General features: G+C 56.5%; 27 protein-coding genes. 15 read left to right on the top strand and 12 right to left on the bottom strand.

From position 1 onward, the window contains the following. The first annotated feature begins 2 nt into the window (after window positions 1-2). Genes ACL2XJ_RS21185 through ACL2XJ_RS21195 form a run of 3 tightly spaced genes read left to right on the top strand, consistent with a single transcriptional unit; the run spans window position 3 to window position 3,121 of the window. Window positions 3-734 (top strand): SDR family NAD(P)-dependent oxidoreductase, encoded by a 732-nt coding sequence (locus tag ACL2XJ_RS21185; RefSeq protein ID WP_132921679.1) that lies wholly within the window; start codon window positions 3-5, stop codon window positions 732-734. Window positions 735-787: 53 nt separating this feature from the next. Beyond that, window positions 788-1,831: a phosphotransferase gene (locus ACL2XJ_RS21190; RefSeq protein ID WP_413724408.1), complete on the top strand. Its 1,044-nt coding sequence runs from the start codon at window positions 788-790 to the stop codon at window positions 1,829-1,831. Between the two features lie 12 nt (window positions 1,832-1,843). Beyond that, on the top strand, window positions 1,844-3,121 hold the full coding sequence (locus tag ACL2XJ_RS21195; RefSeq protein WP_413724409.1) for an aspartate aminotransferase family protein: 1,278 nt from the start codon (window positions 1,844-1,846) through the stop codon (window positions 3,119-3,121). Window positions 3,122-3,128: 7 nt separating this feature from the next. Here the strand turns inward: ACL2XJ_RS21195 and ACL2XJ_RS21200 are convergent, their stop codons facing one another. Then, window positions 3,129-3,803, bottom strand: a complete 675-nt coding sequence (locus ACL2XJ_RS21200) for a GntR family transcriptional regulator (protein ID WP_132921676.1) — start codon at window positions 3,801-3,803, stop codon at window positions 3,129-3,131. A 290-nt stretch (window positions 3,804-4,093) separates the two neighbouring features. Between ACL2XJ_RS21200 and ACL2XJ_RS21205 the strand changes: the two genes are divergently transcribed. The 9 genes from ACL2XJ_RS21205 (at window position 4,094) to ACL2XJ_RS21245 (ending at window position 12,444) form a co-directional block, all read left to right on the top strand. Beyond that, complete coding sequence (locus ACL2XJ_RS21205) at window positions 4,094-5,101, top strand: zinc-binding alcohol dehydrogenase family protein (protein WP_413724410.1); 1,008 nt, start codon at window positions 4,094-4,096, stop codon at window positions 5,099-5,101. Between the two features lie 79 nt (window positions 5,102-5,180). After that, window positions 5,181-5,750 carry a TetR/AcrR family transcriptional regulator gene (locus ACL2XJ_RS21210; RefSeq protein ID WP_132921674.1) on the top strand — a complete coding sequence of 190 codons (570 nt, stop codon included), beginning with the start codon at window positions 5,181-5,183 and terminating at the stop codon, window positions 5,748-5,750. 75 nt (window positions 5,751-5,825) lie between these two features. Then, complete coding sequence (locus ACL2XJ_RS21215) at window positions 5,826-6,680, top strand: SDR family NAD(P)-dependent oxidoreductase (protein ID WP_413724411.1); 855 nt, start codon at window positions 5,826-5,828, stop codon at window positions 6,678-6,680. Between the two features lie 138 nt (window positions 6,681-6,818). Next, window positions 6,819-8,510 carry a LytS/YhcK type 5TM receptor domain-containing protein gene (locus tag ACL2XJ_RS21220; protein ID WP_413724412.1) on the top strand — a complete coding sequence of 564 codons (1,692 nt, stop codon included), beginning with the start codon at window positions 6,819-6,821 and terminating at the stop codon, window positions 8,508-8,510. Window positions 8,511-8,541: 31 nt separating this feature from the next. Continuing rightward, a complete protein-coding gene (gene btsR, locus ACL2XJ_RS21225; protein WP_413724413.1) occupies window positions 8,542-9,267 on the top strand; it encodes a two-component system response regulator BtsR in 726 nt (241 codons plus the stop codon). Between the two features lie 174 nt (window positions 9,268-9,441). Beyond that, window positions 9,442-10,485 (top strand): aldo/keto reductase, encoded by a 1,044-nt coding sequence (locus ACL2XJ_RS21230; protein ID WP_203521487.1) that lies wholly within the window; start codon window positions 9,442-9,444, stop codon window positions 10,483-10,485. 173 nt (window positions 10,486-10,658) lie between these two features. Next, on the top strand, window positions 10,659-11,429 hold the full coding sequence (locus ACL2XJ_RS21235) for an N-acetylmuramoyl-L-alanine amidase (RefSeq protein WP_413724414.1): 771 nt from the start codon (window positions 10,659-10,661) through the stop codon (window positions 11,427-11,429). A 105-nt stretch (window positions 11,430-11,534) separates the two neighbouring features. After that, the gene (locus ACL2XJ_RS21240) at window positions 11,535-11,858 is read left to right on the top strand and encodes an SDR family NAD(P)-dependent oxidoreductase (RefSeq protein ID WP_413724415.1); all 324 of its coding nucleotides are present in this window, start codon (window positions 11,535-11,537) and stop codon (window positions 11,856-11,858) included. 151 nt (window positions 11,859-12,009) lie between these two features. Further along, a complete protein-coding gene (locus ACL2XJ_RS21245) occupies window positions 12,010-12,444 on the top strand; it encodes a GNAT family N-acetyltransferase (protein WP_413724416.1) in 435 nt (144 codons plus the stop codon). A 137-nt stretch (window positions 12,445-12,581) separates the two neighbouring features. Here ACL2XJ_RS21245 and ACL2XJ_RS21250 read toward each other — a convergent pair whose 3' ends face one another. Continuing rightward, complete coding sequence (locus ACL2XJ_RS21250) at window positions 12,582-13,046, bottom strand: nuclear transport factor 2 family protein (RefSeq protein WP_413724417.1); 465 nt, start codon at window positions 13,044-13,046, stop codon at window positions 12,582-12,584. A 107-nt stretch (window positions 13,047-13,153) separates the two neighbouring features. On the opposite strand from ACL2XJ_RS21250, the gene ACL2XJ_RS21255 reads away from it, so the two are divergent. Further along, on the top strand, window positions 13,154-13,549 hold the full coding sequence (locus tag ACL2XJ_RS21255; RefSeq protein WP_413726934.1) for a winged helix-turn-helix transcriptional regulator: 396 nt from the start codon (window positions 13,154-13,156) through the stop codon (window positions 13,547-13,549). Window positions 13,550-13,592: 43 nt separating this feature from the next. Here the strand turns inward: ACL2XJ_RS21255 and ACL2XJ_RS21260 are convergent, their stop codons facing one another. Further along, window positions 13,593-14,222 carry a TetR/AcrR family transcriptional regulator gene (locus ACL2XJ_RS21260; protein WP_413724418.1) on the bottom strand — a complete coding sequence of 210 codons (630 nt, stop codon included), beginning with the start codon at window positions 14,220-14,222 and terminating at the stop codon, window positions 13,593-13,595. Between the two features lie 76 nt (window positions 14,223-14,298). Here ACL2XJ_RS21260 and ACL2XJ_RS21265 point away from each other — a divergent pair, with 76 nt between their 5' ends. Both ACL2XJ_RS21265 and ACL2XJ_RS21270 read left to right on the top strand, forming a co-directional pair. Further along, window positions 14,299-15,033, top strand: coding sequence for an SDR family oxidoreductase (locus ACL2XJ_RS21265; protein WP_413724419.1), 735 nt, complete (start codon window positions 14,299-14,301; stop codon window positions 15,031-15,033). Between the two features lie 162 nt (window positions 15,034-15,195). After that, the gene (locus ACL2XJ_RS21270) at window positions 15,196-17,094 is read left to right on the top strand and encodes a pentapeptide repeat-containing protein (RefSeq protein ID WP_413724420.1); all 1,899 of its coding nucleotides are present in this window, start codon (window positions 15,196-15,198) and stop codon (window positions 17,092-17,094) included. A gap of 74 nt (window positions 17,095-17,168) precedes the next feature. Here the strand turns inward: ACL2XJ_RS21270 and ACL2XJ_RS21275 are convergent, their stop codons facing one another. The 9 genes from ACL2XJ_RS21275 to pth form a co-directional block, all read right to left on the bottom strand. Then, window positions 17,169-17,846, bottom strand: a complete 678-nt coding sequence (locus ACL2XJ_RS21275) for a DUF1989 domain-containing protein (RefSeq protein WP_413724421.1) — start codon at window positions 17,844-17,846, stop codon at window positions 17,169-17,171. Between the two features lie 13 nt (window positions 17,847-17,859). Next, window positions 17,860-18,525 carry an amino acid ABC transporter permease gene (locus ACL2XJ_RS21280; RefSeq protein WP_132921664.1) on the bottom strand — a complete coding sequence of 222 codons (666 nt, stop codon included), beginning with the start codon at window positions 18,523-18,525 and terminating at the stop codon, window positions 17,860-17,862. Then, on the bottom strand, window positions 18,525-19,178 hold the full coding sequence (locus ACL2XJ_RS21285; RefSeq protein WP_413724422.1) for an amino acid ABC transporter permease: 654 nt from the start codon (window positions 19,176-19,178) through the stop codon (window positions 18,525-18,527). The genes ACL2XJ_RS21280 and ACL2XJ_RS21285 overlap by 1 nt, the downstream gene beginning before the upstream one ends. A 3-nt stretch (window positions 19,179-19,181) precedes the next feature. Continuing rightward, complete coding sequence (locus ACL2XJ_RS21290; RefSeq protein WP_413724423.1) at window positions 19,182-19,829, bottom strand: urea carboxylase-associated family protein; 648 nt, start codon at window positions 19,827-19,829, stop codon at window positions 19,182-19,184. Next, complete coding sequence (locus tag ACL2XJ_RS21295) at window positions 19,813-20,442, bottom strand: DUF1989 domain-containing protein (RefSeq protein ID WP_413724424.1); 630 nt, start codon at window positions 20,440-20,442, stop codon at window positions 19,813-19,815. The genes ACL2XJ_RS21290 and ACL2XJ_RS21295 overlap by 17 nt, the downstream gene beginning before the upstream one ends. Before the next feature lie 3 nt (window positions 20,443-20,445). After that, window positions 20,446-21,282: a transporter substrate-binding domain-containing protein gene (locus ACL2XJ_RS21300; RefSeq protein WP_203521475.1), complete on the bottom strand. Its 837-nt coding sequence runs from the start codon at window positions 21,280-21,282 to the stop codon at window positions 20,446-20,448. A 251-nt stretch (window positions 21,283-21,533) separates the two neighbouring features. Further along, complete coding sequence (locus ACL2XJ_RS21305; protein WP_132921659.1) at window positions 21,534-22,385, bottom strand: MurR/RpiR family transcriptional regulator; 852 nt, start codon at window positions 22,383-22,385, stop codon at window positions 21,534-21,536. Between the two features lie 147 nt (window positions 22,386-22,532). Continuing rightward, entirely contained in the window at window positions 22,533-23,624 is a 1,092-nt protein-coding gene (ychF, locus tag ACL2XJ_RS21310) for a redox-regulated ATPase YchF (RefSeq protein ID WP_413724425.1), read from the bottom strand. 135 nt (window positions 23,625-23,759) lie between these two features. Continuing rightward, window positions 23,760-24,344 (bottom strand): aminoacyl-tRNA hydrolase, encoded by a 585-nt coding sequence (gene pth, locus ACL2XJ_RS21315; protein WP_203521473.1) that lies wholly within the window; start codon window positions 24,342-24,344, stop codon window positions 23,760-23,762. Between the last annotated feature and the right edge of the window lie 139 nt (window positions 24,345-24,483).

Below are 24,483 nucleotides of genomic sequence, written 5' to 3' on the forward strand. Positions count from 1 at the left end.
AAATGGAGCAGAAAACATTGTTATTGACCGGGGCCAGCCGCGGAATAGGCCACGCCACCGTCAAATATTTCCACGCGGCGGGGTGGCGTATTTTTACCGCATCCCGCCAAAGCTGGGTGGAGGAGTGTCCCTGGGCGGAGAAAATGCTCAATCACATCCACCTGGACCTGGAGGACATCGCCGGCGTCGACGGGGCGCTGCCGCTGCTCAAGGAGAAGCTGGAAGGGCGCCTGGACGCGCTGGTGAATAATGCCGGCATTTCTCCCAAGGCGGAAGACGGCGGGCGCCTCGGCGTGCGCGAGACCTCCTACGCCACCTGGCTGCAGGTATTCAACGTGAATCTTTTTTCCACCGCCCTGCTGGCCAACGGACTGTTCGACGAGCTGAAGGCCGCCCGTGGCAGCATTATCAACGTGACCTCCATTGCCGGCACCCGGGTCCATCCGTTCGCCGGCGTGGCCTACGCCACGTCCAAGGCGGCCTTGTCCGCCCTGACCCGCGAGATGGCCTACGATTTCGGCCGGCACGGCATCCGCGTCAACGCCATTGCGCCGGGGGAAATCGATACCTCCATTCTCTCCCCCGGCACGCAGGATATTATTGAACGCCAGGTGCCGCTGCAGCGTCTGGGCAAACCCGATGAAGTGGCTTCCCTTATCTATTTCCTGTGCACGCAGGCCGCCTCGTATGTCAACGGTGCGGAGATACCGGTGAACGGCGGCCAGCATGTCTGAATCCTGTGCATCCGGTGCCGCTGATGTCGATGCAATGAAAAATGGTGGACGGCATGTCTGAACCGGCCGCCGATGCCGGCCTGTTATCCAGCGATGCGCCGGTGGTTAACCCCGGGGATGCGCGCCGGGCGGCGCGGGAGCTGTACGGGCTTGACGCCGTTGCCACGCCGCTGGCGGGGGAGCGGGACGCCAATTTTCTGTTGACGGCGGAAAATCGGCCGCGCTGGATGATGAAGTTTATCAATCCGGCGGAAAGCCCGGCGGAGAGCGATTTTCAGGAAGCCCTACTACGGCATGTGGCCGGTCGCGATCCCCATCTGCCGGTGCCGGACCTGATAGAGCGCTCCCACGGGGGAAAGGGTCCGTTCTGCTCGGTGAAGGGAAGGCCGCTGCGGGTCCGGCTGGTGACCTGGCTGCCGGGAACGCCGCTGCATCAAGTGACGGCGTCACCTGTGGCGCTGGGTTCCCTTGGCCGGGGTCTGGCCGCGCTCGATCTGGCCTTGGCGGGATTTCATCATCCGGCGGCCAGGCGGACGCTGTTATGGAACAGCAGCGAGCCGGGCCGGGTTCGGCCTTATTGGGCGGAAATACAGGAACCGGCGCAACGCCGGCTGCTGGGGGAGATACTGGATCAATTCGAGGAGCGGATGCCCCAACGCCTGGGGATGGTGCGCCATCAGGTCATTCATAATGATTTTAATCCCCACAATGTCCTATTGGACGCCAGCGCATCCGTTCTGGCGGGGATTATCGATTTCGGCGACGCGCTGTATGCGCCCTTGGTCAATGAACTGGCCACGGCCCTGGCCTATCAGGTAAGCGATACGGACGATGTCCTGGCCCGCATGCCGCCGTTTGTCGCCGGTTACCACCAGGTTTTGCCGCTGACCGATGAAGAAATCCAACTGCTGCCGATGCTTATCGCTTCCCGCTTGGCGCTGTCGGTTATCATCACCCAGTGGCGGGCGCGGCGCTATCCCGCAAACCGCGCGTATATCCTGCGACATAGGGCGCGGGCTTGGGACGGTGTGCAAAAATTATGGCTGTTAGGCCCCGATGAGATTGCGGACCGGCTGGGCGCGGCGCGTTTTATTTAGAAAGGTAAAGCGATGCAAAATGATAGTGTGACAACGTCACAAAAACTGCTGGCCCGGCGAAAGAGGGTGCTGGGGGCGGGTTATCGCCTGTTTTATCAGGAGCCGCTGCATGTGGTGCGGGCAGAGGGCATGTGGCTTTACGACGAACAGGACCGGCCTTATCTGGATGTTTATAATAACGTGGCGTCGGTAGGTCATTGCCATCCGGCGGTGGTGGCGGCTATCGCCGAACAAAGCGCCCGCCTGAATACCCACACCCGCTATCTTAATGACGCCATCGTGGACTTTGCCGAGGATTTTCTGCAGGAGTTTCCCGCGGAGCTGGGGAATATCACCCTGACCTGCAGCGGCAGCGAGGCTAATGACCTGGCCCTGCGCATCGCCCGCTTCGCCACCGGCGGCAGCGGCGTACTGGTGACCCGCTGGGCTTATCACGGCGTGACCGCCGCGGTGGCGGAAGTCTCTCCGGCGCTGGGGGACGGCGCGATACGCGGCCCGTCGACGGTGCTGATCGATGCGCCGGACAGCTATCGCCGGGGAATTTCCCTTGCCGAGAGCGTGGCGGGAGCCCTGCGGGATATGCGGCAGCGGGGCATCAAGCCGGCGGCCTTGCTGGCGGACACCATTTTCTCCAGCGACGGGATATTCTGCGCGCCTCCCGGAGAGTTGCGCCAGGCGGCGGAGCTGGTGCGCCAGGCCGGCGGCCTGTTTATCGCCGATGAAGTACAAGCGGGCTTCGGCCGCACCGGTAACGACATGTGGGGCTTTACCCGCCACGGCGTCACGCCGGACATGGTTACCGTGGGCAAGCCGATGGGCAACGGCCACCCGGTGGCGGGGCTGGTGGGACGGCCGGCGCTGTTCGATGTCTTTGGACGCAGCCAGCGCTATTTTAATACCTTCGGCGGCAATCCGGTCTCCGCCCGCGCCGCTCATGCGGTGCTAAAGATTATTCGAGAGGAAAAGCTGGCGCAAAACGCCGCCCGGGTGGGAGACTATCTGGCGGCGGGACTTCGCCGGCTGGCGGCCCGCTATACCGCCATCGGCGACATTCGCGCCTACGGATTGTTTATCGGCGTTGAGCTGGTGCTCGACCGGCAGACCAGGGAACCGGCGTCGGAGCTGGCTTTCCAGGTCGTGAACCTATTGCGCGGACGCCGAATTTTGACCAGCACCACCGGTCCCCGGGCCAATATCCTCAAAATCCGGCCGCCGCTGGTGTTTCAAACGGAGCATGCCGATCTGCTCCTTGAACAGTTGGATCGGGTACTGGCGCAGTGCCATGCCTGATGGCCGTTCAGAGCGCGGGACGGTCCCTGGCGATAAACGCCAGCAGGGTATCGTGGCTGTCCATAATATCCTGCCGGATGGCCGACGCCGCGGCGGCGCAGTCATGGCGGCGCAGCGCCGCCAGCAGTTCCTGATGATGCCCCACCGCCATCTGCGGCGAAATCTGCATATAGGCTTGGGCTATCAGCGGACCGATGCGCATCCACAGCCGATCGATAAAGCTGCTCAATAACGGCATCTGGGCGCTGTGGGCCACCAGTAAATGAAATTCGCTGTTCAGACGCAGCGCGTTCGCCAGATCCTCTTCGGTAATGGCGCGGATATTGCGGCGGATATTAACGGTCAATTGCTGCAAAACGGCGGGAGAGATATGCTGTGCCGCCCGTTGGGCGCCTAATCCCTCCAGGTCCAGCCGCAGGGTGCGAATTTCCATATATTGCTCCTGGGTCAGGGAAGGGACCCGGATATCCTTAGGCGTGCGCATCTCCAGCGCCTGCTCCTTTGCCAGTTGCAAAATCGCATCCCGCACCGGCGTGACGCTGGTTCCCACCTGGGACGCCAATTCCCGGATGCGCAGACGTTCATCGGGCTTAAGCTGGCCGGTGATCAATGCCTGACGCAACGTGGCATAGACGCTGGAACCCAAATAGGAATGCTCAATAGGACCTGGTTGGTAACTCACCTGCTCACCTGTATCAACGCCGCGGACGGCAAAAGAATTTCAGTGCATCGAATATACAACATGATGCGTCAAAAGACAGCCGGATACCCCTGCATGCCGCCGGATCCGGCCTGATGATTTTAACTCTTACAGAGCAAGTGCTACTCTGTTACAACCATATTCATTTATCTTCAAAGGGCTTAGGATGCCAATATCAGTCCGCCGCGGTGCCCGAAGGCATTCTGGCAACGGAGCGTTTCATCCCTGCGCCGCGGCGGGTTAAATCACCATAATACGGGGAATTACCATCGATGAAAGCCATTGTTTATACCCAAAAAGGGTTACCGATTGAAGATCCGCGCTCCCTGTTCGACACCGACCTGCCGAAGCCCGCGCCGGGTCCGCGGGATTTGCTGGTGGCGGTTAAAGCCATATCCGTCAATCCGGTGGACACCAAGGTCAGGGCCAGGGCAGCGGTGACCGAACCACGGGTGCTGGGCTGGGATGTGGCCGGCGTCGTCACTGAGGTCGGCCCGCAGGTCACCTTGTTCAAACCGGGCGACGAGGTCTTCTATGCCGGCGCCATCACCCGTCCGGGGTGCTACAGCGAATTTCACCTGGTGGACGAACGCATTGCCGGGCATAAACCCGCCAGCCTGGGGTTTGCCGATGCCGCCGCGCTGCCGCTGACTTCCGTCACCGCCGGGGAACTGCTGTTCGAACGCCTGGGCGTCAAGGAAAAGGGCGGCGAGAATGATATTCTGCTGATTATCGGCGCCGGCGGCGGGGTAGGCTCCATCCTCACGCAGCTGGCCCGGCAGTTAACCGCCATGACCATCGTCGGTACGGCATCCCGGCCGGAAACCCGCGAATGGGTCTCATCTTTGGGAGCCCATCATGTTATCGATCACAGCCGGAATCTGGTTGAGCAATTACATGCCCTGGGTATAAAAAACGTGACTCATGTCGCCAGCCTGACCCACACCGACAGCTATTACCCGCAGCTTATCGAGGCGCTCGCACCCCAGGGACGCCTGGCGCTGATAGACGATCCCGCCACCCTTGACGCCATGCCGCTGAAGGCCAAAAGCCTGTCGCTGCATTGGGAATTGATGTTTACCCGCTCCACGTTCCAGACCGCCGATATGATAGAGCAACACCATTTGCTGGAGCGCATCTCCTCCCTGGTGGATAACGGTACGCTGAAAACCACCCTGGGCCAGCACTTCGGCGTGATTAACGCCGCCAACCTGCGGCGGGCCCATGCGCTGATCGAAAGCGGCAAATCCCGCGGTAAACTGGTGCTGGAAGGTTTTTAACCCGCCGTTCTTGCGCATAATGCCTGGGGGCGTTATGATTGAGTGAATACTCATTTAACAGCTCCGATGCATTATTTCCATGGCCAGACCCAAAAGTGAAGACAAACGCCAGGCCATCCTGGCGTCTGCCATAGCCATTTTCGCCGCCCAAGGGCTGGGGGCGCCCACGGCGAAAATCGCCCGCCGGGCCGGGGTGTCGGAAGGTACGCTGTTCAATTACTTCAGCAATAAAGATGAATTGCTTAATGCGTTATATCTGCTGCTGAAAGCGGAATTAAGCGAGGTCATGTTGCCGGGGTATCCGGATAGTCAGGATCTCAGGAGTAAGGCGCTTCATATATGGCGGCGTTATATCGGCTGGGGGGTAGACCATCCGGATAAGCGCAAATGCATGGCGCTGCTGACTTTATCCGATCGGGTCGGCGAAAAGACGCGCGAGCGGGCGATGGAGGGATTCGCCGAGATCAACCTGGTGATTCATCACAGCGTGGCCGGGGGATCCTTTTGCGGCCGCTCCCCGGATTTCGCCGGGGCCATAATGGCAGCCCTGGCGGAAACCACCATGGATTTTATCCAGCGGGAACGGGATAACGCCGAATTCTACACATCAATGGGCTTTGACGCCTTTTGGCGGGCCATAGCCGGGTGAAGTTGAAATTCATTTTTTTTCATTCATTAATGAGTGATTACATACTCATTAAAAATCGTCCTGAAGGAGAATATCATGAGTCAAGTGTGGTTTATCACCGGAAGCGCCGCCGGTTTGGGCCTTTCCATCACCGAAGCCGCGCTGGCGGCGGGAAACAAGGTTATCGCCAGCGCCAGAAAGCCGGAAAGGCTTGCCGGTTTGGTGGCGACCTATGGCGATAGGATCCTGCCGGTGGAGCTGGATGTCACGGATTCCGCCGCGGCGCAAAGAGCGGTTGCGGCCGGCATCGCCGCGTTCGGCGGCATTGACGTATTGGTGAATAACGCCGGTTACGGTCATATGGCGCCTTTTGAACAAACCCAAGAACAGGCGTTCCGTACGGAAGTGGAAACCAATTTTTTCGGCGTGGTGAATGTCACCCGCGCGGTGCTGCCGTTTATGCGGGAACGCCGCGCCGGCTATATCTTCCAGGTATCATCGGTGGGAGGACGCATGGGCATGCCGGGCATGAGCGCCTACCAATCCGCCAAATGGGCGGTGGGGGGCTTTAGCGAAGTGCTGGCCAAAGAGGTGAGTCCGCTGGGTATCCGGGTCTGCTGCCTGGAGCCGGGCGGCATGAGCACCAACTGGGGCGAACGCGCCCTGCAGGATGTTCCGCCGATAATGCCTGAATATGAAAGCTCAGTCGGCGCCTTGCTGGGCTTTCTCAAACAGTATATTGACCATGAAAACGGCGATCCGGCCAAAGTGGCCCAGGTCATCCTGGCCCTGGCCGGGCATTCGGTCCTGCCGGAGCATCTGCTGCTGGGCAGCGACGCTGCGCAGTACTGCGCGGCGGCCGAGCTGACGCGGCAACAGGAGGCCGAACGCTGGATCAAGGTGAGCAATTATATCGACAAAGGCCAGGATATTCCCCTGGAACTGCCGTAAACTCAGCAACCGGCCGCATCGGCCGGTTTGCCAATTAGTGAGACCTGTCAAAGAAAGCGCGCTCGGACTCCGGTATCTTAGCCAAGTTATACTTGACCTGAGTCAAGTGTCGTTTGCGTGGTATAAAACGAGCCTGCGATGCACGAGTTCAATTTAGTCTTACTGCTGCTACAGCAGATGTGCGTATATTTGGTCATTGCCTATCTGCTCAGTAAAACGCCGCTGTTCATCCCCCTGATGCAAGTCACCGTCCGTCTGCCCCATAAGCTTTTATGCTATGTCATGTTCTCCATGTTCTGCATTATGGGCACTTACTTCGGCCTGCATATCCAGGATTCCATCGCCAACACCCGCGCCATCGGCGCGGTGCTGGGCGGCCTGCTGGGGGGACCGCTGGTGGGTGTCCTGGTGGGGCTGACCGGCGGTCTGCACCGCTACTCCCTCGGCGGGATGACCGCCGTCAGCTGCATGATATCCACCGTGGTGGAAGGGTTGCTGGGCGGGCTGGCCCATCGGTTGCTCATCCGGCGCGGTCGCATTGACCGCCTGTTTAATCCCGTTACCGCCGCCGGGGTGACCATCACGGCGGAAATCCTGCAAATGCTGATTATCCTGGCGGTTGCCCGTCCTTACGATGAAGCCCTGCGCCTGGTAAAAAGCATCGCCTTGCCGATGATAGTCACCAACAGCGTCGGCGCGGCGATGTTTATGCGCATTCTCCTGGATCGCCGGGCGATGTTCGAAAAATACACCTCGGCGTTTTCCGCCCGCGCGCTGAAAATCGCCATCAGTACCGAAGGCTTCCTGCGCCAGGGCTTTAACCAGGAAAACAGTATGAAGGTGGCCCAGGTCATTTATCAGGAGCTGGATATCGGGGCGGTGGCCATTACCGACCGGGAAAAGCTGCTGGCGTTCATCGGCATCGGCGACGACCACCATCTGCCGGGTACGCCCATCGCCTCGGCCCACTCCCGCCGCGCCATCGATAATAACGAAGTGGTCTATGCCGACGGCAATGAAACCCCCTATCAATGCTCGCTGCAGCGCAACTGCAAGCTGGGATCGACCCTGGTTATCCCGCTGCGGGGCGAAAATGATGAAGTCATCGGCACCATCAAATTGTATGAAGCCAAGAACCGCCTGTTCAGTTCCATCAACCGCACGCTGGGGGAAGGCATCGCCAGCCTGCTGTCGGCTCAGATCCTCGCCGGCCAGTATGAACGGCACAAACTGTTGCTGACGCAATCTGAAATCAAACTGCTCCACGCCCAGGTCAATCCTCATTTTCTGTTTAACGCCCTCAATACCCTGGTGGCGGTGATCCGCCGCGACAGCGATCAGGCCGGGCATCTGGTGCAAAATCTGTCCACTTTCTTTCGCAAAAACCTTAAGCGGTCGGAAGAAGTCGTTACGCTGGCGGATGAAATCGAGCATGTCACGGCATACCTGGAAATCGAAAAAGCCCGTTTCCAGGACCGGCTGCAAATTCGCTTCGAACTGCCGCAGCCTTTGCTAACCCTGCGGTTGCCCGCTTTCTCCCTGCAGCCCATCGTTGAGAACGCCATCAAGCACGGCACTTCCCATCTGCTGGGCCCGGGGATCATTACCCTGCGGGCGCAGCAGCGGGGAAATCACCTGGTACTGAGCATTGAGGACAACGCCGGCCTGTACCGGCTGACGCCGGGCAATACCGGACTGGGCATGAATCTGGTGGATAAACGCATTCGCATACGCTACGGCGACGATTACGGCGTCAGCGTGGAATACGAGCCGGAACACTTTACCCGTATTATCTTGAACCTGCCGCTGGAGGATAAAGCCTTATGCTGATCCGGGGCCTGCCGCTGAAGGATAACGCCTTATGCTGACCGTGCTGATTGTGGATGACGAACCCCTGGCCCGGGAGAACCTGCGCTGCCTGCTGCAGCAAGACTCCCGGATATCCGTCATCGGCGAATGCGCCAATGCGGTGGAAGCCATTGGCGCGGTACACCGGCTGCATCCCGACGTGGTCTTTCTCGATATTCAGATGCCGCGCATCAGCGGCCTGGAAATGGTGGGCATGATTGATCCCGCCAGCATGCCCTATATCGTATTTCTCACCGCTTACGACGAGTACGCCGTCAGGGCTTTTGAAGAGCATGCCTTCGATTACCTGCTTAAACCCATCGAGGCGCCAAGGCTGGCGAAAACCCTGAACCGCCTGCATGAGGCGCGCCCGGAGCAGAACCTGCAGGCCCTCGGCGGCGAGGAAAATGGCCTGCAATATATCCCTTGCACCGGCCACAGCCGCATCTATCTTTTGAAAACCGACGAGGTGATTTTCGCCAATTCACGGCTGAGCGGCGTCTATGTCACCGGCACGGAAGGGGGCGAATGTTTTACCGAACTGACGCTGAAAACCCTGGAAAACCGCACGCCCATGGTGCGCTGCCATCGCCAGTTCCTGGTGAATATGGCGCATCTGCGGGAAATCCGCCTGGAAGATAGCGGCCAGGGGGAAATTGCCCTCAGCAACGGCCACTCCGTGCCGGTCAGCCGCCGCTATCTGAAATCCCTCAAACAGATGCTTGGCCTGAAGGGCTGACGGCTCCCGCCGGCCTTTCGTACTTTCGGAGAAACAGGCAAACATCAAACAGGATTGCACAGGGAAAATCCCGCCGCGTGCTACATAATTCAAACAGTCGCTTTTTATACGGCAGCGCCATTCTATGGCCCGAAGCGTTTTAAACGTTTCGTCTATCACATGAGGATTCTTCCAATGCGCTACAAAAAATTCGGTAACACCGGTCTGTTTGTTTCGGAACTGTGCCTGGGTACCATGACCTTTGGCGGCGAAGGCGGCATGTGGGGCAAAATCGGTAATCTGCAGCAAGGGGAGGTGGATAAGCTGGTGGGCCACGCCCTGGATAACGGCATCAATTTTCTGGATACCGCCAACGTCTATTCCGAAGGACGTTCGGAAATCATGACCGGCCAGGCCCTGAAAAATCTTAAAGTGCCCCGTGAAAACGTGGTCCTGGCCACCAAGGTTTTCGGCGAAACCGGCACCGGCGGCATCAATTCCCGCGGCTCTTCCCGCTTTCATATCATGGAATCGGTAAAAGCCAGTCTCGGACGGCTGCAGCTTGATCATATCGATCTGTACCAACTGCACGGTTTTGATCCCGCCACCCCCATTGAGGAGACGCTGCGGGCCATGGATGACCTGGTGCGGGAAGGGCATATCCGCTACGTCGGCGTATCCAACTGGGCGGCCTGGCAGATAGTGAAAGCCCTGGGCATCTCCGAACGGCTCGGCCTGGCCCGCTTTGAGTCCCTGCAGGCCTATTACACCGTGGCGGGACGGGATCTGGAACGGGAACTGGTGCCGATGCTGCAAAGCGAAAACGTCGGGTTAATGGTCTGGAGTCCGCTGGCCGGCGGTCTGCTGAGCGGTAAATACGGACGCGATGTGCAGGCGGAAGAGGGCAGCCGGCGCGTCTCCTTTGATTTCCCGCCGGTTAACCAGGAGCGGGCCTATGACTGTATCGACGCGATGCGGGTTATCGCCGACCGCCACGGCGTCTCGGTGGCGCAAATCGCCCTGGCCTGGCTGCTGCATCAGCCGGTGGTGTCCAGCGTGATTATCGGCGCCAAACGGCTGGAACAGTTGGAAGATAACCTGGCGGCCACCGGCATTACGCTCGGCGACGAGGAACTGGGCGCCCTTGACCAGGTCAGCGCCCTGCCGGCGGAATATCCCGGCTGGATGCTGGAACGCCAGGGCGGAGCCAGAAGACAACAATTAAGCGACGCAGAATAATACCGCACCCGGCGCGGCCCAATTGCTGGGCCGCGCCGCCGGAAATGTATTTTTGTCCGCGCTATTTTCGATATATAAAGCCTTCATAAATATCCCTTGGATTGACTTTGTATACCCTTGATTGTCATTCACGGTGGTATTAAAGAATGATATTAAATGATGGGGGTTTTCCTATGTATCAAATCGATTATAATAGCTATCGCTCTGTAAAGGGTTTTAATCGCCGGGTTCGTTTTCTGGTATTACATTATACTGCAATTGATTTTAAAGCATCCATCAACGCTTTGACAGGTTCTTCGGTCAGCGCTCATTATCTCGTTCCCGATCCTTTGGATAAGACTTATATTGAAGCGGGCTTCAAGGATATGCGTATTTTTAATCTGGTGGATGAAAACGAACGTGCATGGCATGCAGGTGTCAGCGTATGGGCCGGACGCGTTAACCTGAATGACACAGCAATTGGGATTGAAACGGTGAATTTAGCGACTGATAATAATGGAGTTTTTAATTTTCCACCTTATAATCCTACGCAGATAGAAGCAATAAAACAATTGACCTGGAATATCCTCCAACGCTACCCCGATATCACGCCATCGAATGTGGTTGGGCACAGTGATATCGCGCCCGGAAGAAAAAGCGATCCGGGAGCTGCTTTCCCGTGGAAAGAGCTTTATGACGCAGGTGTCGGCGCATGGTATGAAGATGCGGCCCGGCAGCGCTACCAGGCACAGTTCAGTGAGACTCCTCCCGCCAAAGCGGACATTGTTGCTAAACTGGGCACATACGGATACGACACCTCGGCCACAGGCACCGAAAGCGGATACAAGAATGTGATTCGGGCATTTCAGCTTCATTTTCGTCCACAAAACTTTGATGGAGTTCCGGATGCTGAAACAGCCGCAATCCTTTATGCATTGGTAGAAAAGTATTTCCCCTCAAAATAACGGCACTACGGCGCAATTATCATTGGAAGGGTCAATCGATACTAGCCACCTGAATGAGGTCTTCTAGACAATTCTCTTCCGACTTCCTGCGCCACCGCCCTGGCGGTGGCCAAAAAATCATCTGGAACATCCGCTTTTCTGTATGCCATCGCCAGTTCATACGGAATCGGCGCTCCTCTTGCCAGGGAATTGGCGCCCCGAGGCATCACGGTCAATACGATTACGCCGGGGTTGATTGCGGGGACAGGGTTCTTTGGCTCAGCGGGCATTCCCAGCGAACGCATGGCGGAAATCGTCAGTGAAATTCCCGTTGGACGAGCCGGTCGTCCTGACGATGTTGCCGCGGCGGCTGTATGGCTTGCCGGCACCGAGACGGCATTTGTCACCGGAGCGACCATTCCGGTGAACGGCGGATGGCGTATAAGTTAGCCTGGCAAAACGATGGGTGGCCTTACCGCTGGGTCGGGGCAAGGTGAGCGACTAAAAGAAAGGACAGTGAGGTTTGCTCGGTATTGACAACAAACACACTCTGCCGCATAAGTTTCCCCTCTGTGAAGGCTTTTCTACGAGGTCATAAATCATGGCAGTAATCCGGTCCGCCTTACTCTCAGATGCTCCCGCTATTGAAACGTTGCTTTCCGATCTTGGTTATCCCGGCACCGGCGGTTTTATCAAAGAGAGGATTCAGCAGCTTCTGGCTCATCCCGACGAAGAGCTGCTGGTGGCGGAAGAAGAGAAGATCCTCGGCGTCATCTCACTGCATTTTATTCCCCAGTTGGCGCTGGCCGGTGATTTTTGCAGAATCAGCTATTTTTGCGTGGACGCGGCTGCCCGCGGCAAAGGGATTGGGAATCTGCTTGAATCCCGTGCGCAAGAATTGGCCCGCGCCCGTCACTGTGACAGAATCGAGGTGCATTGCCATGCCAGACGGACCAATGCCCACCGTTTTTATGAACGGCAGGGGTACGTTGAGTCGCCCAAATATTTCTTTAAACCGCTCAAAAGCGATAGCTGAAATACCTGGATAACGCTTTCAGGCAGCGTAATTAACAAACTTGACAACCTAACCCAGGTCTATTGCTTTTTGGCAATACATCACTCGGTCTTTCAACGCGTCTCAAAAGTGAAAGGGGATCTAACTCGCAAATTTGTCTAAACACCAGCGAGGACGGCTGGATCGCCCGTACGCCAAACATTGTCGACGGTATTGCGCTGAATAAGCCAAACCTCCCCCCGCCTCACCAATTCGACATTGTATCGATTTTTCATGAGGTAGTGCCGCGAGGGATCGTTTCTAGGCACGTGTTGCGCTTCCACTATCGCTTCCAGATGCGCCTTGTCGCCGTCGATGCTCACCCGCGGATTGCTCACGGAATGGGTCGTATCAAAGGGAATGAGTGAGGTGGATAGGGCGGACACGATATTTTCCCTGCCTTCCAGCACCGGATACTCGAACCCCGCCTTTGCCGCGGCGGGCCTGAAATCGGAAATCGCATCATCCGCAAGCGCGGAAGCAAGAAGTACCTGATCTCTCAGGTCAATGCCGGCGGCGAATCGGTAGAGGGCCTCAATGACCGCGAATTTATCGGCGACTTTTTCATGGGATGTGATGTACATAGGTAACTCCTTATTTGAAATGAACCTTGATGGTATATTATGTATACTTGGTGTCAATAAGGCACTAATATGCAATCAGGTATCGTGAAGGAAACCCTATGTTGAAAATGGAAAAGAGGATGGCTCACGTCGAAGCGCCTTCCCAGGTTCGTGATCCCGGCGATTCAAGCCGTCTGTTGCTGGATCAGATAACCGACAAATGGTCAATCCTGATATTGGCGGCGCTATGCAAGAAGCCGCTGCGGTTCAATGAAATCAGACGCTCTCTGAACGGCATTACGCAGAAAACGTTGACTCATAGCCTTCGCCGCCTCGAGCGCAGCGGCATTCTCGCCCGCCGAGTTATTCCTTCTTCCCAGGTCGCGGTGGAGTACAGCGTCACTGAGCTGGGCCGGACGTTGGAGGAGCCGTTTACGGCTTTATTCAACTGGACCATCCATTACTCAGCGGAGGTTTTACGAGCGCAATCGGAGTTTGACAAGCGCACAATCAAGCCGTTATAACGACTGCGACAGCCCGGCTTGGCTATCTACAATGAGGGCTTTTCTATTTCGCCTTGTCCAGATAGGCGCAGATCATATACGTCAGCTGCGATTGCAGGATGCCGTCCGCTAACAGCTCTGACTGATTCCTTTCAAAAACGGTGCGAACGGTGCCGCAAAGGACATTCGACAGCATCAGGTTCACCCGGGGGAGATCTCTGAACTCCGCGTCCGAGGCGCTGGCAAACATGGCCTCGCTCGCCGCTTCGACACGCCGTAGCATCGCCTCCACTATCTCGGCGACATTCACCTCCGCCGCCGCGCGATAGAGGGCGCTGGTCACATCACGGCGCTCAATCTTGACCTTGATATAGGTGCTCACCAGCGCTTCGCTCATCAGCCCGTAAGGTTTGCCATGATGTGCCAGGCAGGCTGCTTCCACCCGCTCGGCCAGCATGGTCAGATATCTCTCGTTCAGCGCATAGAACAACGCCTGCTTATTGGGAAAATACTGGTAAAGCGAGCCGACGGACACACCCGCTCTTTCGGCCACGAGCGTTGTTGTCAAACGGGAGGGGCCCTCCGCCAGTAAAACCTGAATCGTTGCCTCGAAAATGGCTTCCACGGTTGAGGTGGATCGCGCCTGCCGCGGCGTTTTCCGGGCGCTTTGAGAGAGCGGCTGTCTGGAAATCATATGCGAATTCAAAACCTGAAGGATTCTTCTTATTCTTAATGTGATCGTAATATCCTCACTTTTCAAGGAACTTTACATGACAAATATAACTCAGCGTGTAGCCCTCGTAACGGGCGCCAACAAAGGCATCGGCTACGAAATCGCCAGACAGCTTGCCCAAGCCGGTGTCTTTGTCCTGTTGGGCGCGCGGGACACAGGCCGGGGTGAATCCGCGGCCAATGAACTGGCTTCCCTGGGCCTTGGGGTGTCGTTTATTAAGATTGATATTTGCGACGGGGAGAGCATTGCCGCGGCCGCTGCCAAGATAGATGCCGAGCATGGCCGCCTCGATATTCTGGTGAACAACGCCGGCATCGCCGACTATACCGACGGCGCGCCAGGCGTTGCCGCTCTGGATGCCGTGCGTCGCGAGCTGGAAACCAATTTCATCGGCGCGCTGGCGGTGACGCAAGCCATGCTGCCGCTGCTGCGCAGATCCGACGCCGGGCGTATCGTCAATATGTCCAGCAGCCTTGGTTCTTTGACCCTCAATGGCGACCCGAGCTGGCCGTTCTATGACGTCAAGCTAATCGGCTACAACGCATCAAAGGCCGCGCTGAACATGCTTACCGTCCAGCTCAACGCCGAGCTGGGAGATACCAGGATCACCGCGGTATCCGTCTGCCCGGGATTGGTGAACACCGATCTCAGCGGACATCGCGGCGACCGAACCCCCGCCGAGGCGGCGGCGTTTGTGGCGGGACTGGCCCGGCTTACAGAACACGATGCTCTGGGGGCTTATCAAAGCGAAGAGGGCACCGTTCCCTGGTGATTTACCTGCATCATGGATGATGCTAAAGTTTTCATATAACCTATAATCAGATACCTCTGCAAAGAAAAACCCGTTTTCAAAGAGCGCACTTTACTTTCCGTTACTGCAAGACGGTTTAAACTCTCTGGGGTCATCCCCTTCCAGACCTGAGAGAGTAAAACTATGGACAGTGATATCGTCACTCACATCAATAATGTTCCTCTTGAAGAAGTATCAGTACATCGAAGCAACGGCTGCTTTCAGTTTGTCACTCGATTTAGAAAAATTCGCCAATCCGATAATAATGTCGCTGACAATACATCATCCCCGGTTTCATATATCGGCATCGGTCGTTTTTTTACTCTTTTCCAGCGGGCACGCCCGAAAGAGTACCATCCAAAAGGGCCAAATCTGCGGGGTGTATACCTTTGCAAAGCAGACATAAGAGGTGAAAACCTGAGGAACGCGAATCTAAAACGAGCAAACCTTCACAAAGCAAACCTCTGCAATGCGATACTGCACAAGGCGGACCTGAGGCATGCAGACCTGCGTAAAGCAAATCTGTACAAGGTAGATCTACGCAAAGCAGATCTGAGCTATGCGAACCTGCGCAAAGCAAACCTGCATGGGGTAAAACTACGTAAGGCGAACCTGACCGGTACAAATCTCACCGATGCGACGTTAACCATTGGTCTTGATAATTGGTGGGGACTCCTTTCAATCAAGCCGTCGCCGAGACAGTTAGGCAAGGCTAACCTGCGGTTGGCGCTGCCCGGCAGGTGGGATGCAAATTTGCTGGAACGGCATTTAAATCACCTTAATAATACCCGTGGCGGCAGCGTGCTGACATTAATTGACAGCCTGGGTCATCATGGGCAAAAGGTAAAATTGCTTTTACAGCTGATGGATTCATTGATCGCGACAGATATGTCTATCGTTGCGTTATCCCTATTGTCTGTTCTTGGCAAATCAGCTTATTCCGGCGAAGAGCGTCTTTGCGCGTGGCTAAACCGGATTTGCGCCGATTTCCTGCTACAAGGTGCCGATAACATCATGCCGCCGCTGGATGAGCCGGTTATTAATGCTCTGCTTGAGCATTTCCGCCGCGATCAAGCATTGGCGTTGAAATTTAACGGCGTATTTATCCAGGTAATCAGCCAAGGTATTGCAGGGGAAGGGCGCCTGCGTGAGAAAACAATTAAAATTTATCAAAGCTACCTAAGCCACGAAAAGGTTATTCTTTACAGTTTACAGCACACCTTTGGCGATTTTAAAGGCAAGCCGGATTGGTCGGATAGACATGCCGCGAATTTGATACTCCTTTCAAGCAGGAGCAATGGCCGTGTCATGCTACTTTCGCAAAATACCCTTGCCGGTATGTTGGCGCCTGACCGGGCCAAGCCTGTTTGGAACCATATGTATGTCTATCAGGGTCTGGAAAACCTGAGCGAGGGTGAATATCAATTATCCGCGCTGTTTGAGGAGGATTTCCATCTGTTTTTGAAACCGTTTATGGCAGCGGAAAGAGCAGCAGGTTTCAACAAATTTTTCAATGCCATACCGCTTGGTGATTTACGCACGACGTTTGAATCTGCAACAAAGCACAAACTCTGTCGGGAAAAGCTGGTCAGCCTGGACAAACAGCTGAAGCTTGCGGAAATATTCGCCCCCTTATTGGAAGAAAATCCGCAGAGGGAGCGTTTCATTTTGCATGAAAAGCATTATCAGGATGTCATCGCCGCATTTGGCATTTCTGATGCTGACCTGACCCGCCAGGCCCAGACGCTGCTTTGCCTGGCCGCCGTAATGGCAAACTATACATCGAGCGCTATTTTCGGCACGGAATGTGAATCACCACTAATGTTGAGAAGCTATGCCTGGGCCATGATGGAGAAAGCGTATCAGCGTGACCCGGCTATCTTTGACTCGCAAGAACAGTACACAGACTGGGAAAGTCATCTGCTGGGCCTGGCGGGAGAAAGTTCCAGTTGTACCGCTTCTTTATCCGAACAGATGATTACCCACGCAAGAAAACGGTTCCCGGTGATACTGGCGAGCGTAATGCCGCCGGCCTGGTATTGAAGGTGACCGACGACGACCTCATTTTTTACCTTGCTGGAAGTTTATAATGAAACTCACCTCTTCACGCGAACGGATTAGCCTTGGTCCGGCACCCAGGGCCCTTGCAGTTCTACCTGCGGAAATCCCGCGGTAAGCACGCGCAGCTCGGCGTCGCGCGGCGTGTTATCACCCTGTCCCTGAATGCTGACAATATCCTGCGGACAGGCCGAGAACGCCACATAGCAGTCCATCTCAGCACGCAGGATAATGTAATCCCCCGGACGCGTGACCGTCGGCAGCGTTTTCAGCGTGCGTCCGTCAGGTTGCACCCGGATATTCATAAAGATGTTGAACGAAGCCAGATTGCCATGGGGCAGGGCCACGCCCAGTTCCGCCATGGCTTCAAACAGGTTGTCATGGCAGTTGCGATGCGGTTCGGTACAACCCAGTAGCTCATAGCGCCGGGCATCGCACGCCGCCATAAAAGTGTCATGCACCCCCGGCGAGGTATCCGCCACCAGCGTCAGGATGGGATGGCGCCGGCTGGTGATAAAACTGTCGCCTACCTGCGGATTAAGCCTCTGATTCCATACGCGCGTCGCTTCCATACACATATATTCACTGACATCGCCGGCGTTGTACGCCCAGCAGTCCACCACCTGCGTACCGTGCAGGTTCACCACCTGCACCGCTTCACCCTTCGCCAGACGCACTGCTTTGCCGTGGCGCGCGGGAATTAACTGGATATCACGATGATGAGATACAGCCGACATGTTCTTCTCCTGGTTAATGTTGCATGCCGCGACGATAGCGTGTCATGCGATATTCAATATGGCGCGCCAGCCAGTCAATCAGGCTGTTCAGCACCCAGTAACACAGCGCCACGGTAAGATAAATTTCCAATGGCGCGTAAGTATCGGAAATCGCCTGCTTCGCGGCGTACATAAACTCCTGCACCGACACAATCGACAGCAGCGCTGAGTCCTTGATGAGCCCGATCATCAGCCCCACCAGCGGCGATAACATCTGCGGCAGCGTTTGCGGCAGCACGACATCCCGCAGCTGTTCACTGCGGCTCAGACCCAATACGCGGCAGGCTTCCCACTGGCCGTGGGGCAGGGCCCCGATGGCGGAGCGGATCACCTGTGCGATGTACGGCGCGTAATAGAGCGTCAGCGCAAGCACGCCCACCTGCGGCGAGGTAAAGGTGATGTCATATTCCGGTAGCACGAAGTAGAGCAGATAGACAACCACCAGCAGCGGCAATGCCAGCGTCAGGCTGGTGTAGATCTGCAGCAACCGCCGCCAAAAAGGCGGCGCGCGTAATAATGCCACCGCCATCAGCGCGCCCCACGACAACGAACAGAACGCCGCTATGGCACAGAGTTGGAGCGTGGCAATCATGCCGTCGCCCAGGGACGGTAATGACCTGATGATCGCCTGCCAGTCCATTACGCCGTCCTCCGTTTTGCTTCCAGATGGCGTACCGTGCCAATCAGCGGCAGCGCAATCAGCAAATAACCCGCTGATACCAGCAGCAGCACCTGAGTCGCATCGTAAGTGCGGGCAATCACGATTTGCCCCGCGTAAGTCAGTTCGGTGAGCGCCACTACCGACGCCAGAGGCGTGGTTTTCAGCAGAATGGTGAATTCGTTCACCAGCATGGGCAGGGCGGCATGCATCACCTGCGGATTGATGACATACCACCACGTCATCACGCGACTCAAACCCAACGTGCGTGCGGCTTCACGCTGACCCCGCGTCACCAGGCTTTGATTCACCCGGAGAATCTCCGCAACATAGGCGCCGCTGTTCATGCCGATTGCCAGCACGGCGGCCAGCATTGGCTGGCCGCCGAGGCCCAGGCGCGGCAAGGTGAAAAACACCACAAACAGCTGTACGATTGCTGGTGTACCGCGCATCAGACTGACATAAAGCCGCCCAACGGCGCGCCACGGCCAGGCGCGGCGAAGCTGAAGAAAACAGATGAGCTGTCCCAGCACCAGGCTGAGCAGCGCCGCCAGCACGGTTAGGATAAGCGTCATCAGCAGGCCGCGTCCTAATTCCGGCAATGCGGCCAGCACCTGTTCATCCAGTCCCGGCATGGGCTACCCCTCGCCAAAAGCCGACAGGTTTTCCGCCGCCGACAGACGCAGCGGCGCCGGTTTATCGTTGCCCTCAATGCCGGTACAGCAGGCCGAGACGATGAACAACGTATCCATCACCACGCGGCAGGTAATGCTGTCCCCCGGCTGCGTGTGGTTGATTTCCGGCAGGATTTCCCCTTCACGGGTCAGATGGACGTGCATAAACAGGTTGATGGGATCCGGCAGTTTAGGCACCGACCTGCCAAGGCGCGCCAATTCTCCCTTCACCGCTTCCATGCAGCCTTGGCCCTGATAACCGCGCTCCGCCAGCCACGGGCGAGTGGAGCCCGGCAACAGCAAGTCATGACGTTTTACGCTGTCTTTGCCAAGCACCATCATCGGACGACGCCGGTTGTTCACCAGCCGCATCCCCGAACCCAGCAGATAGCTGTTGCTGAACACGCGGGTGTGATGCACAGAGAGCCACACGGCGGGATCGGCCAGGCTAAAGCCGAATAATGATGCCACCGCCCCTTCTCCCATGGCGGTAATTCGCAGCAGTTGACCGCGCAGCACGGGGATCGAACCCGCTTCGCCCGCGTTAACGTTGACCGGCGCGGCAAGTGAACGTACTTCATTTTCGGCCCAGGCTTCACGCATTAACAACATGCCGTACCTCCTCGTCATAACCGTTGCCGATTTTTATCTCAATGGGTGTTACCTGCAAACCGTTGCCGGGAATGATGTCCTGCGGGCAGGACGAGACCGCACAAATCAGATCGCAGAGCGCTTCAAATACAATATGATCACCCGCTTTGCTGTTGGGATCGGTGACTTCCATGCGGCCATCGGCGGTAACCGGCCCATTCTGGAACAGGTTGAACGGTTCCGGCAGACTAAAGTAGGTCACGCCATGTGCGTTCATACCTTCGAGCAGGTTATCGACGCAGTTACGATGGCCCTCCACGCCGAAATCGATACTGTAGCGGGTGCGATCGCAGGCGGGCACATTGGCATCGTGGATGCCGATGGTATCGGCGGCGATGCGCAACATAGGGCGGTTTTCACTGGACCAAAGCGCATCCCCCGGCTTGAAAAACAGCGAGCGAAGATGCTGGCGCGTATGTACCGGTGAGAGTTTTTCATTAAGGTCATCAGCGTTGACCGCCACAAAATCGGCGGCCTGCTGTCCTTCGGCGTCAATGACGGTAATGAATTGCCCCTTGTTCACACGGAAGGTTTTACCGTGACCCGCGGGCACCGTCAGCGTTGATTGACACATAACTTACTCCTGAGGAATAAAATTGCTTTCGGGCACGGTAAAGGTGGTGCCGAGATACTGTTTTTGCAGAGCGGCGAGTTCGCCATCTTTCTGCATGGTCAGGATGTGTTCGCTGATGGCTTTGTTCAGGCTGATGTCATCTTTACGCGTTGCCCAAGCCATCCACTGGGATGGACCGGCTTCCCCCACCTGTACCACTTTGTTAGGGTATTTTTTCACGATGGGCGCCAGTACCGAGATATCGTCAAACACAAAGTCGGCGCGTTTGGTCATCAGGGTGCTGACGGTTTGATCCAGCGTATCGACGCTGATGATGGTGATGGGCTTCTTGCCTTCCTTGCTCAGCGTCTCGTTAAAGCCTTTGAGCAACTGCTCCGGCACACTGGCGCTTTTCACCGCGCCCCGCAGGCCTGAAAGATCTTCAGCAGCCACCGTTTTACCGTTGAATGTTTTCGCTTCGCTTTCACGAACCAGTACGCCATTAACGGTTTTGCTGTACGGCGTGGTGAACAGCACTTTCTTGGCGCGCTCGGCGGTAACGTTAAGAGACGAACCTTCGGCATTGAACGAGCCGGAAATCAGTCCCGGCAGAATGCCGCTGAAAGCGGTTTTCTGAAACTCCAGTTTCACGCCGAGGTCTTTGGCGAAAGACTCCATGATAGCCACGCTGTAGCCGGTGATCTCGCCTTTATCATTGGTGAACTCATAAGGCGGAAAGGTGGGATCTATGCCGACCGTGATTTTGCCGCTGCTTTTGATATCCGACAGCGTGTCGGCCTGAGCGGTTGTTGCTGCGCCAAGGGTGAGCAACGTGGCGATCAGCAGCGCTGTTTTTTTCATTATGGTGATTCCCTGAGATGGGTGAATGGTCATGAATGACCGAGCAGTTTTCATGCCAGCTTTACTCTGGGCATAGAGCGGGGTTGAGCTTAGAAACTGCTTTTTCTCAAGGAATCAATAAGAAACATAAGTTTCAATTATTGTAATTTATATTTCTATGGTTTCACGAAGATGGACGACAAAGCGGCGTCGGATCCTGCCGCTGCACTTGTTTGGTGAGAAAATGATTATATCGTGCACCAATGGAGACATCATTCCAGTTCGTCGAGGCTCTGATGCAGAGCTTCAATGGTAGCGAGATGGTCGTTGCTGACTTTGCCCATGCTGCGTGCCACCAGTGAACAGAGCAGATTGCAAACGGCGGACAGCGACACGGTGCTGTCGAAAATCAAGCTGCCGTCGGTATGGCAGCGCAATACCCAGCGCGCATGCTTCGCCGGCTTGCCGGCCAGCACGTCGGAGATATAGAGCATGGGCACGCCAAGTTCCTGAAGGGTATTCATTGCGGCTTCCAGCGCGGGCATACGCCGCCGCAGACCGACGCAAATGACCATATCCTGCGGACCGAGCGCGGCCATATGCTCAGCCAGTGAATCGCCGGCACGGGGCAGCAAGCGTACGTCTGGATGAACGTGGACCAGATCGCGGTAGATCAGCATCGCAATGGTTTGACTATGGCGCCAGCCCATCACCACCACGCGACGCGCTTTTGCGATTGCATCAACACAGGCCTCCAACTGGTGGCTTTCCAGCGAACGGAAGGTGTTAACCAGGTTGGTAACCTCTTTCTCCAGATGGCTTTGCATCAAACTGTCGAGGGGCGAAGAGTTGGGCGCGGCTTGCAGATAAAGGGGAGAGCCGCTGCTCTGCATATCCCGCGCCTGACGGCGTGCGGCATCGTAGCTTTCATAGCCGAGGTGCCGGAAAAAACGCGTTGCGGTGGCTTTGGATACGCCCGCGCTTTGCGCCAGTTCGGTTGCGGTGTTCATCGCCAACTGGCCGGGCGCCGCCAATAAGACATCGGCTAAACGCTGTTCGTGCAACGAGAGCTGATCCCAGTGTTGCCGGATACGGCCTTCCAGCGATGCCGTTTTTACGCTCATGAATGATCCCTGATATGGAAAAGTCTCATCCTGCACAGAACGTGCCGTGTTGTCATCTGGAATCTGCTTCTCACACCCGGCCGAACAGCTCGGTTTCGCGCCGGTTGCGCTAGGGCCGCTAAACGATCATAAGGACCGAGAAAATCGTTAGACGTTGAACAAGAAGTTCATCACATCGCCGTCTTTGACGATATATTCCTTGCCTTCGGAGCGCATCTTGCCGGCTTCTTTGGCCCCTTGCTCGCCTTTGTAATTGATAAAGTCGTCAAAGGCGATGGTCTGGGCGCGGATAAAGCCCTTTTCAAAATCGGTATGAATTTTACCCGCCGCCTGCGGGGCGGTGGCGCCCACCGGAATGGTCCAGGCGCGCACTTCTTTGACCCCGGCGGTAAAATAGGTTTGCAGATTGAGCAGCTCATAGCCGGCGCGGATCACGCGATTCAGCCCCGGCTCTTCCAGGCCCAGCTCAGCCATGAATTCGGCTCGTTCGTCTTCTTCCAATTCGGCGATATCGGATTCCACCGCCGCGCAGACCGGCACCACCACCGAGCCCTCGGCTTCGGCAATCTTGCGCACCGTATCCAGGTATGGATTGTTGTCATAGCCGTCTTCATTGACGTTGGCGATATACATGGTGGGTTTCAGCGTAAGGAAACTCAGGTAGCGGATGGCCGCTTTTTCTTCATCGGTGAGGTTCAGCGTGCGCAGCATGCCGGCATCGCTCAGGTGGGGCAGGCATTTTTCCAGCGCGGCCAGCTCGATTTTGGCGTCTTTATCGCCGCCTTTGGCGCGCTTTTGCACCCGGAACAGCGCCCGTTCGCAGGCTTCCAGATCCGATAGCGCCAGCTCGGTGTTAATGACGTCGATATCCTCCGCCGGATCGACCTTGCCCGCCACGTGGATGATATTATCGTTTTCAAAGCAGCGTACAACGTGACCGATGGCCTCGGTCTCGCGAATATTGGTCAGGAATTGGTTGCCCAGTCCTTCGCCTTTCGACGCCCCTTTTACCAGTCCGGCGATATCCACGAATTCCATGGTGGTGGGAACGATACGCTGCGGTTTAACGATAGCGGACAGCTGGTCCAGGCGGACATCGGGCATCGGCACCACGCCGGTATTCGGCTCAATGGTGCAGAATGGGAAATTTGCCGCCTCGATTCCCGCTTTGGTCAGCGCATTAAACAGCGTGGACTTGCCCACGTTCGGCAGACCCACAATTCCGCATTTGAAACCCATGGTTAACTCACCTTAAATAGCTTTATTATCAATTGGTTAATATTGGCCGCATCATAAACCACAGCCCAAGGCATTATTATACACACAAACCGTCTATAACTCGATTGCCCGCAAGGCGCCGGGCTGCTGGGCGGGTCATTCGGCTTTGAAGGTGTGCAGGCGGTTCATGGCTTTGACCGCGCCGTCGGCGATTAATATCGGCGTGCATTTCACCGCCTCGTCAATAGCCTTATCTATCAGACCCTGTTCGCTTAACGGCGGTCTGCCCAGGACAAAACCCACCACTTTATTTTTATCGCCGGGATGGCCGATACCGATGCGCAGGCGGTGGAATTGCTGGGTGTTGCCCAGGCAGCTGATGATGCTTTTCAAGCCGTTATGGCCGCCGGCCCCCCCCCCAAGCTTAAGGCGGGCGTTGCCCGGCGGCAAATCCAGCTCGTCATGGGCCACCAGGATCTCTTCGGGTAAAATGCGGTAAAAAGTCGCCATTGCCGCCACCGCTTTGCCGCTCAGGTTCATGAACGTGGTGGGCACCAGTAAGCGGATATCCTGGCCGGCGATAAGCAGGCGGGCGGTGTAGCCGTAAAATTTGCTCTCTTCCTTAAGGTCGAGGCGTGAGTTCCGGGCTAGCGCATCCACATACCAGGCGCCGGCATTGTGCCGGGTCGCGGCGTATTCCGCACCGGGATTGGCCAGACCCACAATTAATTTGATCGACATGACATTTACATTCTCACTATGTACAGCTTTTTGACGGATTAAAGGCGTGGCGCTATGCCTGATATCGCTGCTACCCGGCGATTTACAAGAAAATCCGGCGCTTATAATAGCAGATTTCAACGCCGGTATTTCACGGCTG

This window comes from Sodalis sp. RH16, assembly GCF_047324245.1.
In the GTDB taxonomy this organism is placed as follows: Bacteria; Pseudomonadota; Gammaproteobacteria; order Enterobacterales; family Enterobacteriaceae; genus Acerihabitans; species Acerihabitans ligni.

Excerpts from the sequence above, each read along its gene's own strand:
- ACL2XJ_RS21185 (WP_132921679.1), top strand. The coding sequence starts at position 3 with ATGGAGCAGAAAACATTGTTATTGACCGGGGCCAGCCGCGGAATAGGC.
- ACL2XJ_RS21190 (WP_413724408.1), top strand. The coding sequence starts at position 788 with ATGTCTGAACCGGCCGCCGATGCCGGCCTGTTATCCAGCGATGCGCCG.
- ACL2XJ_RS21195 (WP_413724409.1), top strand. The coding sequence starts at position 1,844 with ATGCAAAATGATAGTGTGACAACGTCACAAAAACTGCTGGCCCGGCGA.
- ACL2XJ_RS21205 (WP_413724410.1), top strand. The coding sequence starts at position 4,094 with ATGAAAGCCATTGTTTATACCCAAAAAGGGTTACCGATTGAAGATCCG.
- ACL2XJ_RS21210 (WP_132921674.1), top strand. The coding sequence starts at position 5,181 with ATGGCCAGACCCAAAAGTGAAGACAAACGCCAGGCCATCCTGGCGTCT.
- ACL2XJ_RS21215 (WP_413724411.1), top strand. The coding sequence starts at position 5,826 with ATGAGTCAAGTGTGGTTTATCACCGGAAGCGCCGCCGGTTTGGGCCTT.
- ACL2XJ_RS21220 (WP_413724412.1), top strand. The coding sequence starts at position 6,819 with ATGCACGAGTTCAATTTAGTCTTACTGCTGCTACAGCAGATGTGCGTA.
- btsR (WP_413724413.1), top strand. The coding sequence starts at position 8,542 with ATGCTGACCGTGCTGATTGTGGATGACGAACCCCTGGCCCGGGAGAAC.
- ACL2XJ_RS21230 (WP_203521487.1), top strand. The coding sequence starts at position 9,442 with ATGCGCTACAAAAAATTCGGTAACACCGGTCTGTTTGTTTCGGAACTG.
- ACL2XJ_RS21235 (WP_413724414.1), top strand. The coding sequence starts at position 10,659 with ATGTATCAAATCGATTATAATAGCTATCGCTCTGTAAAGGGTTTTAAT.
- ACL2XJ_RS21245 (WP_413724416.1), top strand. The coding sequence starts at position 12,010 with ATGGCAGTAATCCGGTCCGCCTTACTCTCAGATGCTCCCGCTATTGAA.
- ACL2XJ_RS21250 (WP_413724417.1), bottom strand. The coding sequence starts at position 13,046 with ATGTACATCACATCCCATGAAAAAGTCGCCGATAAATTCGCGGTCATT.
- ACL2XJ_RS21255 (WP_413726934.1), top strand. The coding sequence starts at position 13,154 with ATGGAAAAGAGGATGGCTCACGTCGAAGCGCCTTCCCAGGTTCGTGAT.
- ACL2XJ_RS21260 (WP_413724418.1), bottom strand. The coding sequence starts at position 14,222 with ATGATTTCCAGACAGCCGCTCTCTCAAAGCGCCCGGAAAACGCCGCGG.
- ACL2XJ_RS21265 (WP_413724419.1), top strand. The coding sequence starts at position 14,299 with ATGACAAATATAACTCAGCGTGTAGCCCTCGTAACGGGCGCCAACAAA.
- ACL2XJ_RS21270 (WP_413724420.1), top strand. The coding sequence starts at position 15,196 with ATGGACAGTGATATCGTCACTCACATCAATAATGTTCCTCTTGAAGAA.
- ACL2XJ_RS21275 (WP_413724421.1), bottom strand. The coding sequence starts at position 17,846 with ATGTCGGCTGTATCTCATCATCGTGATATCCAGTTAATTCCCGCGCGC.
- ACL2XJ_RS21280 (WP_132921664.1), bottom strand. The coding sequence starts at position 18,525 with ATGGACTGGCAGGCGATCATCAGGTCATTACCGTCCCTGGGCGACGGC.
- ACL2XJ_RS21285 (WP_413724422.1), bottom strand. The coding sequence starts at position 19,178 with ATGCCGGGACTGGATGAACAGGTGCTGGCCGCATTGCCGGAATTAGGA.
- ACL2XJ_RS21290 (WP_413724423.1), bottom strand. The coding sequence starts at position 19,829 with ATGTTGTTAATGCGTGAAGCCTGGGCCGAAAATGAAGTACGTTCACTT.
- ACL2XJ_RS21295 (WP_413724424.1), bottom strand. The coding sequence starts at position 20,442 with ATGTGTCAATCAACGCTGACGGTGCCCGCGGGTCACGGTAAAACCTTC.
- ACL2XJ_RS21300 (WP_203521475.1), bottom strand. The coding sequence starts at position 21,282 with ATGAAAAAAACAGCGCTGCTGATCGCCACGTTGCTCACCCTTGGCGCA.
- ACL2XJ_RS21305 (WP_132921659.1), bottom strand. The coding sequence starts at position 22,385 with ATGAGCGTAAAAACGGCATCGCTGGAAGGCCGTATCCGGCAACACTGG.
- ychF (WP_413724425.1), bottom strand. The coding sequence starts at position 23,624 with ATGGGTTTCAAATGCGGAATTGTGGGTCTGCCGAACGTGGGCAAGTCC.
- pth (WP_203521473.1), bottom strand. The coding sequence starts at position 24,344 with ATGTCGATCAAATTAATTGTGGGTCTGGCCAATCCCGGTGCGGAATAC.